Source organism: Acidovorax sp. GW460-11-11-14-LB4 (assembly GCF_059423685.1).
Map to the genome: position 1 here is coordinate 1 of NZ_JBWKYJ010000119.1, position 8915 is coordinate 8915.

Sequence of the window (8915 nt, forward strand, 5' to 3'; positions counted from 1 at the left end):
GGCTATGGTGGTGGCCGCGAGGGCGGCGGCGGTGGATACGGCGGCGGCCGCGAAGGTGGTGGCGGGGGCTATGGCGGCGGTGGCCGCAGCGAAGGTGGCTTCCGCAGCCCGTACGGCTCGGGTTCGCGCAACGGTGGTGGCGGCGGCCGCAATGGTGGCGGTGGTGGCTATGGTGGCGGCGGCAACGGCGGCTACTGAACCACACCCGTTTTTCTGTCACAAGGGCCCTTCAGGGCCCTTTTTCATGGCAGCTGCACGTCGAGATAGCAATCTCCATCGCCCCCGGCGCCTTGGGGCGCCTTGTGCAATCCCGCCCCTACTGCATTTCGCTCTGGCGGCGCTTGCGTGGGCGGCCCGCCAGCACCTTGTCAAACAATGGGTTCGGCAGCATGCGCAGCAGCTTGGCGACCACGCCCATTTGCCAGGGGATGACCCGGTAGCTCACGCCCGCCTGAATGGTGCGAAACGCCAGGTCCGCAAAATCGGCGGGCTGCATCAAAAACGGCATGCTGTAGCGGTTCTGTTGCGTGAGGGGGGTATCGATGTAGCCCGGCGACACCGTCACCACGCGCACGCCGTGGGGGCGCAATTCACCCCGCAGGCTTTCGCAGTAGCTGATGACAGCCGCCTTGCTGGCGCAGTAGGCGCCATGGCCGGGCAGCCCCCGGATGCCGGCCACGCTGCCGATGCCCACCAGGGTGCCGCTGCCGCGCTGCACCATGGCGTCTACAAACGGCTGGAAGGTGGCCGCCATGCCGATGTTGTTGGTGGCAAAGGTGCGGGCCATGACGTCGATATCGTCCCGCACCGCTGTGTCCATGCCCACGCTGATGCCGGCATTGGCGATCACCACATCCGGCACACCCTGGCGTGCGATGCAATCGCGCCCTGCAGCCACGATGCTGTCAGTCACCGACACATCAGCACTATAAATTTCATAGCTTTCAGGGCTTATTCCTTGAGCACTTGCCCATGTTTTGACTTCGGAAGTGCGCCGCGCCACCAGAGCCAGGCGAAACCCCGCTTGGTGATAGCGCTGGGCCAGGGCTTGGCCGATGCCACTGGATGCGCCGGTGATGAAGACAAGGGGAGTGGTCATGTGCATTCCGACAGTGGGCGGCAAGGCAGGATAGGTGGAGGCTACCGCGTGGTGCCCGGCAGGATCATGCCGCGCACGCGCCCGCGCAGTTGCAGCACCTGGTCGAGGTTGTCGTAATCCATGCTGTCGGCGGTGAAGCGGTCGTTGCCACGGGTGAGCGTGACCGGCTGATCAGAGCGCACCCGCTCGGTGTTGGTGAAGGCATGCAGAAACTCACCACGGAACTCCATGGGGGGCTGCGCTGCCGCCCCGGCCTTGGCGGGCAGCGGTTCACGCTTGACGATGGCGTTGCCGAACAACTGCACTTCGGAGCCATCGGCGTTGCTCAGGGCCCGGTTGGCCGTGGCCACGGTGACCCGGCCATCGAGGCTGACCGAACGCATGCGGACCTGATCGATCTCCAGCGTATCGGTGTCGGGGTAATGGCGCGCCTCGTCACCTTGCACCTCGCTCTGCAGGCGGCCCGTGGCATCGAATGTCTTCACCGAAAAGGACTTCATGAAATAGTCCGGCTGGTGCTGCACGGGCCGGTCAATCGCTGGCAGCTGGGGCATGGGCGCGTTACGCACCAGCCACCAGGTGCCCAGGGCCAGCAGGCCCATCAGCACCACGGGCAGGTAGATCGAGAGCTGGTCCCAGCCCTGGCGGATCACGCGGATCATGCGGTGTACTCCGCCAGCAGCGCCGCGTAGCGGCCCGTAGCCACCAGCAGCAGGTCGCACAGCTCGCGCGCTGCACCCTCGCCCCCGCGCGCCTGGGTGACGAAGTGGGCCGCGTGGCGCACCTCGGTCTGGGCGTTGGCCGGCGCGCAGGCAAAGGCGCTGCGGCGCATCACGGGCAGGTCGGGCCAGTCGTCGCCCATGGCAGCGGCCTGCGCCCAGGTCAGGCCCAGGGTGGCCAGAATCTGCTCCGCGGCGGGGCGCTTGTCTTCGGTGCCAAACACGGCGTGCTCCACGCCCAAGGCCTTGAGGCGCACGCGCAATGGGGCAGAGTCGCGGCCGGTGATCACGGCGGGGGTGATGCCTGCCTTTTGCAGCAGCTTGAGGCCGTGGCCGTCCAGGGTGTTGAACCGTTTGATGGTCTCGCCCGTTTCGCTGAAGTACAGGCCGCCGTCGGTGAGCACACCGTCCACGTCGAAAAAGGCCACGCGCACGCCCTGGGCGCGCAGCAGCAGTTCAGGGTCAATCTGCAGGGCAGGAGAGGGAGAGGTCTGAGGAACCAGCGCCATCGTCAGATCACCTTCGCCCGCATCAGATCGCCGATGTGCACCACGCCCACCAGGGCGCCCGCTGCGTCCACCACCAGCACGCTGGTGATGGCGTGGGCTTCCATCATTTCGGCGGCGTCCACGGCCAGGGCGTCGGGGGCAATGCGGCGCGGGTTGGCGTGCATGACCTGGGCTGCGGTGGTGGACCGCAGGTCCGCCCCGGCCTCGATGCGGCGGCGCAGGTCGCCGTCGGTGAAGATGCCCAGCAGCTGCCCGTCGGCATCGACGATGGCCGAGGCGCCCAGACCCTTGGCGCTCATCTCGCGCATGAGGTCGCTGAACGAGGCATCGGGGGCCACGCGCGGCACCTCGGTGCCCGAGCGCATCACGTCGCTCACATGGGTGAGCAGCTTGCGACCCAGCGCACCGCCAGGGTGCGAGCGGGCAAAGTCTTCGGGGCGGAAGCCCCGGGCGTCCAGCAGGGCCACAGCCAGCGCGTCGCCCATGGCCAGCTGGGCCGTGGTGCTGGCGGTGGGGGCCAGGTTCAGCGGGCAGGCTTCGCGCGCCACGCTGCAGTCGAGCACCAGGTCGGCATAACGCGCCAGGGTGGACTGCAGGCCGCCCGTCATGGCGATCATGGGCGCGCCCAGGCGCCGCAGCACCGGCAGGATGGCCGTGAGTTCGCCACTTTCGCCGCTGTTGGAGATGGCCAGCACCAGATCGTCGCCGGTGACCATGCCCAGGTCGCCGTGGCTGGCCTCGGCAGGGTGCACAAAAAACGCGGGGGTGCCGGTGGAGGCCAGTGTGGCGGCGATCTTGCGCCCCACGTGGCCACTTTTGCCCATGCCCATCACCACCACGCGGCCCCGGGCCTGCAGCACCATCAACACCGCCTGGGCAAACACACCATCCACACGGGCCGCCAGGCCATTCAGGGCCTCCACCTCGATGTGGAAGGTCTCGCGGGCCAGGCGCAGGGCCTGGTCGGCATCAAAAGGGGGCAGCGCGGCGGGGGCGGGAGTCATGCAAGGATTCTATCGACCGGGCATGCCTGCCGGGCCGTCGCATGGGCCAAGTCCACTGGCACGGTCCGTGCATCCGGGTAGAAAAGCCCTTGCCCAGCCCACAAGGCTTGCCAGACTCGCACAAACAGGGAAGCAGCAGCGGCCTGCAGCCCCGGCCAATGGCTTGCTTGAATCCTGTGTTACGCAACGCAAGCCTCGGATAGCATCGAACCCATGTCTTCTCTCGCCCTCACACTGCTTTACCTGCTGGCCGCGGTGCTGGGCGTGGTGACCTGCCGCAGCCTCAAGCTGCCGCCCATGCTGGGCTACCTGGCCGCTGGGGTGCTCATTGGCCCGCACGCGCTGGCACTGGCGCAAAACTCCGAAGGGGTGCGCCACCTGGGCGAGTTTGGCGTGGTGTTCCTGATGTTTGCCATCGGGCTGGAGTTCAGCCTGCCCAAGCTGCGTGCCATGCGCAAGCAGGTGTTTGGCCTGGGGCTGATGCAGGTGGTGCTGACGATGGCGGTCGTGTCCGGCATGGCACTGGCGTTGTCGCGCTGGGCGGGTGGGGTGTGGGACATGGGCTGGCAGACGGCGCTGGCGCTGTCAGGCGTGATGGCCATGAGCAGCACGGCGATTGTGGTCAAGCTGATGGCCGAGCGGGCCGAGCTGGAGAGTGAACACGGCCGGCGGGTGATGGGCATCCTGTTGTTCCAGGACCTGGCGGTGGTGCCGCTGCTGGTGCTGATTCCGGCGCTGGGATCGTCGCCCGACCAGCTGCTGACCTCGCTGGGCTGGGCGCTGATCAAGGCCACGGTGCTGGTGGGCCTGCTGCTCACGGGCGGCCAGCGGCTGATGCGCTGGTGGCTCACGCTGGTCGCGCGGCGCAAGAGCGACGAGCTGTTCATGCTGAACCTGCTGCTGATCACGCTGGGCCTGGCCTGGCTGACCGAGCTGGCGGGCCTGAGCCTGGCGCTGGGCGCTTTCATTGCGGGCGTGCTGGTATCCGAGACCGAGTATCGCCACCAGGTGGGCACGGACATCCGGCCCTTTCACGATGTGCTGCTGGGCCTGTTCTTCATCACCATCGGCATGATGCTGGACTGGCACATCCTGGTGGACCGCTGGGCGCTGGTGTTGATGCTGCTCACGGTGCCCCTGGTGCTCAAGCTGGGGATCATCCTGGTGCTGGCGCGGGGCATGGGCGCGACCACCGGTGTGGCGCTGCGCACGGGGCTGTACCTGGCGCAGGCGGGCGAGTTCGGCTTTGTGCTGCTGTCGCTCACGCAGAACAACGGGCTGGTGCAGCCAGCGCTGATGAACCCCATCCTCGCGGCCATGGTGCTGTCGATGCTGGCCACGCCCTTCCTCATCATGTACAGCAACCGCATCGTGATGAAGCTGGTGGCCAGCGACTGGCTGCAGCAGTCGCTGCAGATGACATCGATTGCGCGCAAGTCCATCAACACCAGCAAGCACGTGATCATCTGCGGCTACGGCCGCTGCGGGCAGAACCTGGCGCGCATGCTGGAGCACGAGGGCATCCCCTACATGGCGCTGGACCTGGACCCGGACCGCGTGCGCCAGGCAGCGGCGGCGGGCGACTCGGTGGTGTATGGCGACGCCACCCGTCTGCAGGCGCTGATGGCGGCGGGCCTGGTGCGCGCCAGCGCCGTGGCCGTGACCTACATCGATGTGCCCGCCGCGCTGAAGGTGCTGGCCAATGCCCGGTCACACGCGCCGCAGGTGCCGGTGGTGGTGCGCACGCAGGACGACCTGTACCTGGACAAGCTGCAGGAGGCCGGTGCGACCGAGGTGGTGCCCGAGGCCATCGAAGGCTCGCTCATGCTCGCCAGCCACGCACTGGCCCTGGTGGGCGTGCCCATGCGCCGCGTGCTGCGGCTGGTGCAGGACCAGCGCGATGCGCGCTACAACCTGCTGCGCGGCTACTTCCATGGCGCGGACGACGACACGGTGAACGAACGCGACCAGGAGCGCCTGTCCACCATCAACCTGCCCCCGGGCTCCACCGCCCTGGGCCGCAGCCTGGGCCAGCTGGCCCTGCCCGCCATGGGTGTGCGCGTGGTCAACCTGCGGCGCGGCAATGGCCATGTGAGCGCGGCAGTGGACGAGGCCCTGCTGGCCGAAGGCGACACGCTGGTGCTGTCGGGCCATCCGGCAGCGCTGGCGCTGGCGGAAGACAAGCTGCTGAAAGGCTGACCGGCCCATGGCCCGCCGCTGGCAGCTCAGCGGATGGTTGGGCACACCATTTGAATGAAATCGGCCTGTAGCGCTAGTGCAATATGCACTGACAGCTACATATTTAATAGCAAACTACAGCAGCTCTTCAGGCCCAGGCCGCCCGAACAGGTAGCCCTGGAACTGGCGGCAGCCGTTGCGCAGCAGGAAGCTGCGCTGCCCTTCGGTTTCCACGCCCTCGGCCACCACGTCCAGGCCCAGGCTGCGGGCCAGCGTGATGATGGTGCAGGCGATGGTGGCGTCGTTGGGGTCGGTGAGCACGTCGCGCACAAAGCTCTGGTCGATCTTGAGCTGGTCCAGCGGCAGGCGCTTGAGGTAGCTGAGCGATGAGTAACCCGTGCCAAAGTCGTCGAGCGAAAAGCCCACCCCCAGCGTGCGCAGCGCCTGCATCTTGAGGATGCTGTCCTCCACGTCGTGCAGCAGCAGGCTTTCGGTGAGTTCGAGCTTGAGCAGGCGCGGGTTGGCGGCCGCATCGCGCAGCGCTGCCAGCACCTGCTCCACAAAATCGGGCTGGCGGAACTCCTGTGCACTCACGTTCACGGCCAGCGTCCACGCAGCTTTCGCCGGGGCGGTGGCCCACAGGGCCAGCTGGCGGCAGGCCAGGGCCAGCACCTGGCGCCCCAGGGGCAGGATGAGACCCGTCTGCTCGGCCAGCGGGATGAAATCGGCGGGCGAGACCATGCCGCGCTGCGGGTGTTGCCAGCGCACCAGCGCCTCGGCCCCCAGCAGGTGGCCGGTGGCGTCCACCACCGGCTGGTAGTGCAGCAGGAACTCGTTGCGCGCCAGGCCCTGGCGGATGTCGCCCTCCAGCGCCGAACGCGCCGACGCGGCAGCCTGCATGGCGGGGTCGAAAAAGCACAGGGTGTTGCGCCCCTGCGCCTTGGCCTGGTACATGGCCAGGTCGGCGCGCTTGAGCAGCTCTTGCACGGGCTGCTGCGCGTCCTGGAACAGCGCAATGCCGATGCTGGGGGTACTGTGCATGTCGCAGCCATCCACGACATAGGGCTGGTTCAGCGCCAGCAACACCTTCTGGGCCACGGCCTCGGCCTCGGCCGCGGCTTCGACCTCATGGCCGTGCAGGCCCTGCACCACGACCACAAACTCATCGCCACCCAGCCGCGCCACGGTGTCGGTGGCCCGCACGCTGGCCCCGATGCGCGCGGCCACCTGCACCAGCAGGCGGTCGCCCCACTCGTGGCCCATGGTGTCGTTGATGCCCTTGAAGTTGTCCAGGTCGAGGAACAGCAGGGCGCCATGGCGGCCGTCGCGCTGGGTGGTGGCCACCGCGCGCTCCAGCCGGTCCATCAGCAGCCGGCGGTTGGGCAGGCCGGTGAGTTCGTCGTAGAACGCCAGGCGCTGGATCTCGGCCTCGGCCAGCTTGCGCTCGGTGATGTCGCGCGCCACGCCCCGGTAGCCGGTAAAGCGGCCCTCTTCGTCAAAGATGGGCTCGCCACTGATCGACACCCACACGGGCTTGCCGTCCTGGGACAGGCGCTGCATCTCAAAGTCGTGAAAGACCTGGTGCGCCTCCAGCTGCTCGCGGTGCTCGCGCCATTGCCCTTCGTTGACGAAGGTGTCGGGCAACTCCCAGCGGGTCAGGCCGTAGTGCATCTCATCGGGCACGCCCTCCGTGTGGTACGGGTTGCCGTCCAGCCGCACAAAACGAAACTGGTCGTCCTGCTCCCAGTACCAGTCGGACGACAGGTCCGTCAGGCTGCGCCAGCGCGCCTCGCTCTGGCGCAGGGCCTCCAGCGTGCTCAGGTAGTCGGTGACATCGGTGAACGTGCGCACGCGCCCGCCGGGCTCTAGGGCACGGGTGCGCACCTCGATGTAGCGGCCCTGCCGGGTGCGCCGCACGTAGCTCTGCGGCATGTTCATGCGGCCGCCATGCGCCGCGTATTCCGACGCCACGTAGTTGCGGGCCATGGGCTCGATGAGCTGGAACTCGGGCCCGAAGTCGCCCCGCTCGGTCTGAAAACGCACCACCTCTTCCACCAGCGGCTGCGTGGCCAGCAGGGACTCGGGCAGGTCCAGCAGCTCCAGGTAGCGCTGGTTGTAGACGCGGATGCGGCCCTCGGCGTCCACGTTGGTGATGCCCTGCGAGATGTTGTCCAGGGTGCCTTCGAGGGCTCGGGTCTTCTCGGCCAGCAGGGCGCTGGTGCGGGCCAGTTCGGCCTCCACATGGCTGCGGGCCAGCTCGGCGCGGCGGGCGGTCTCCAGCTGGCCAATGGTGTTCAGCAAGGGCTGCAGAAACTGCACATCGGCGTTGGTGTAACCGCCGCTGCGGTTGGCCAGCCCCACCATGGCCACCAGCTCTCCCGCCGCATGGATGGGCAGGCCCAGGTAGGTGCGCAGCGTGGGGTGGCCGGACGGCGTGCCCGCGCTGCGGGCATCGTGGTTGGCATCGTTGCTGAGGACCGGCTCGCCCGTCACCAGCGCAGCGCCCACCAGCGAGTGCAGATTGTCGAACACCATGCCATCCTCGGCATGCTGGGCATAGCGCTGGCGCGAGGCCTCGTCCCAGCTGATGTCGGTCATCGCGTGCACGCGCAGGTAAGGGTGCCCGTCATCGGCCCGCTGCACCTGGCCCACGAGGCCGAACGCGCTCTGGGTCAGCGTCATCAACTCGCCCAGCAGCGCCTCGAACGCCGCCCGGGGGCCCGAGCTGGCAATGAACATGCCCTGGGCCCGCGAGATGGCCTGCAGCAGCCGGTGCTGGCGCGCCAGCATGGCCTCGGCCGCGCGGCGGGCACGGGCGCTGGAGGTGCGCTCCAGCACGGCTTCGATCTGCGCGGGCAGGGTGAGCAGGTAGTCCAGCGCCGGGTCCTGCACGGTGAAATCGTCAAACCCGTGGCGCATGGCCTGCGCCGCGTGGGTTTCTGCCCCCATGCGCACGATGATGATGGCCGGAACGCCGTCGAGCAGCTGCAGCAGGTCAAAGGCCGAACCGTCCAGGGTGCGCTGGGCGGCCAGCACGATGTCGGGGCGGTGGCGCAGCAGGTGGTCGCGCGCCTGTGCGATCGAATCCACCACGTCCACGCGCCAGCCCGACCAGGGATCGGCCAGCGCCCCCGCCACAGCCTGTGCGTGGGGGTGATCACTCTCGATCAGCAGGACGGAGATGGGCATGGGCCGATCGTCGTGGGGGTTGGGGCACCGTCCGCCGCAGGCGGCGCGAGTTTGTAACGCCAGTGAAACACATTATGGCGTCTGGTGCAGGCGCGCGCGGGGACCGCCGGGCTGTTTACACTCTCGCACTTTCCGTGCCTCGCGCCACTGGCCAGCCCCTGGCGCACACCCAGGCATTGGCCCTGCCCGGGCCTCCCCCGCGTCATCACTCCCCACC

At 68.2% G+C, this 8915-nt stretch carries 7 protein-coding genes; 2 read left to right on the forward strand and 5 right to left on the reverse strand.

Going from position 1 to position 8915, the window contains the following annotated elements; genetic code table 11:
* Positions 1–198, forward strand: a 198-nt coding sequence (locus AC07X4_RS23360) for a hypothetical protein (protein ID WP_494741470.1), incomplete at its 5' end; no start/stop codon positions are given.
* A 118-nt stretch (positions 199–316) separates the two neighbouring features.
* Here the strand turns inward: AC07X4_RS23360 and AC07X4_RS23365 are convergent.
* The 4 genes from AC07X4_RS23365 to AC07X4_RS23380 are packed head-to-tail and all read right to left on the reverse strand — an operon-like array spanning position 317 to position 3331.
* Positions 317–1099, reverse strand: a complete 783-nt coding sequence (locus AC07X4_RS23365; protein WP_494741471.1) for an SDR family oxidoreductase — start codon at positions 1097–1099, stop codon at positions 317–319.
* A 41-nt stretch (positions 1100–1140) separates the two neighbouring features.
* Positions 1141–1761, reverse strand: a complete 621-nt coding sequence (lptC, locus tag AC07X4_RS23370) for an LPS export ABC transporter periplasmic protein LptC (protein ID WP_494741472.1) — start codon at positions 1759–1761, stop codon at positions 1141–1143.
* Complete coding sequence (locus AC07X4_RS23375) at positions 1758–2327, reverse strand: KdsC family phosphatase (RefSeq protein ID WP_436076013.1); 570 nt, start codon at positions 2325–2327, stop codon at positions 1758–1760. The genes lptC and AC07X4_RS23375 overlap by 4 nt, the downstream gene beginning before the upstream one ends.
* A gap of 2 nt (positions 2328–2329) precedes the next feature.
* Positions 2330–3331 (reverse strand): KpsF/GutQ family sugar-phosphate isomerase, encoded by a 1002-nt coding sequence (locus tag AC07X4_RS23380; RefSeq protein WP_056056797.1) that lies wholly within the window; start codon positions 3329–3331, stop codon positions 2330–2332.
* A 213-nt stretch (positions 3332–3544) separates the two neighbouring features.
* On the opposite strand from AC07X4_RS23380, the gene AC07X4_RS23385 reads away from it, so the two are divergent.
* Positions 3545–5530: a monovalent cation:proton antiporter family protein gene (locus tag AC07X4_RS23385; RefSeq protein ID WP_056056799.1), complete on the forward strand. Its 1986-nt coding sequence runs from the start codon at positions 3545–3547 to the stop codon at positions 5528–5530.
* 114 nt (positions 5531–5644) lie between these two features.
* On the opposite strand, the gene AC07X4_RS23390 is transcribed toward AC07X4_RS23385, so the two are convergent.
* On the reverse strand, positions 5645–8698 hold the full coding sequence (locus AC07X4_RS23390) for an EAL domain-containing protein (protein ID WP_494741473.1): 3054 nt from the start codon (positions 8696–8698) through the stop codon (positions 5645–5647).
* Between the last annotated feature and the right edge of the window lie 217 nt (positions 8699–8915).

Excerpts from the sequence above, each read along its gene's own strand:
- AC07X4_RS23365 (WP_494741471.1), bottom strand. The coding sequence starts at position 1,099 with ATGACCACTCCCCTTGTCTTCATCACCGGCGCATCCAGTGGCATCGGC.
- lptC (WP_494741472.1), bottom strand. The coding sequence starts at position 1,761 with ATGATCCGCGTGATCCGCCAGGGCTGGGACCAGCTCTCGATCTACCTG.
- AC07X4_RS23375 (WP_436076013.1), bottom strand. The coding sequence starts at position 2,327 with ATGGCGCTGGTTCCTCAGACCTCTCCCTCTCCTGCCCTGCAGATTGAC.
- AC07X4_RS23380 (WP_056056797.1), bottom strand. The coding sequence starts at position 3,331 with ATGACTCCCGCCCCCGCCGCGCTGCCCCCTTTTGATGCCGACCAGGCC.
- AC07X4_RS23385 (WP_056056799.1), top strand. The coding sequence starts at position 3,545 with ATGTCTTCTCTCGCCCTCACACTGCTTTACCTGCTGGCCGCGGTGCTG.
- AC07X4_RS23390 (WP_494741473.1), bottom strand. The coding sequence starts at position 8,698 with ATGCCCATCTCCGTCCTGCTGATCGAGAGTGATCACCCCCACGCACAG.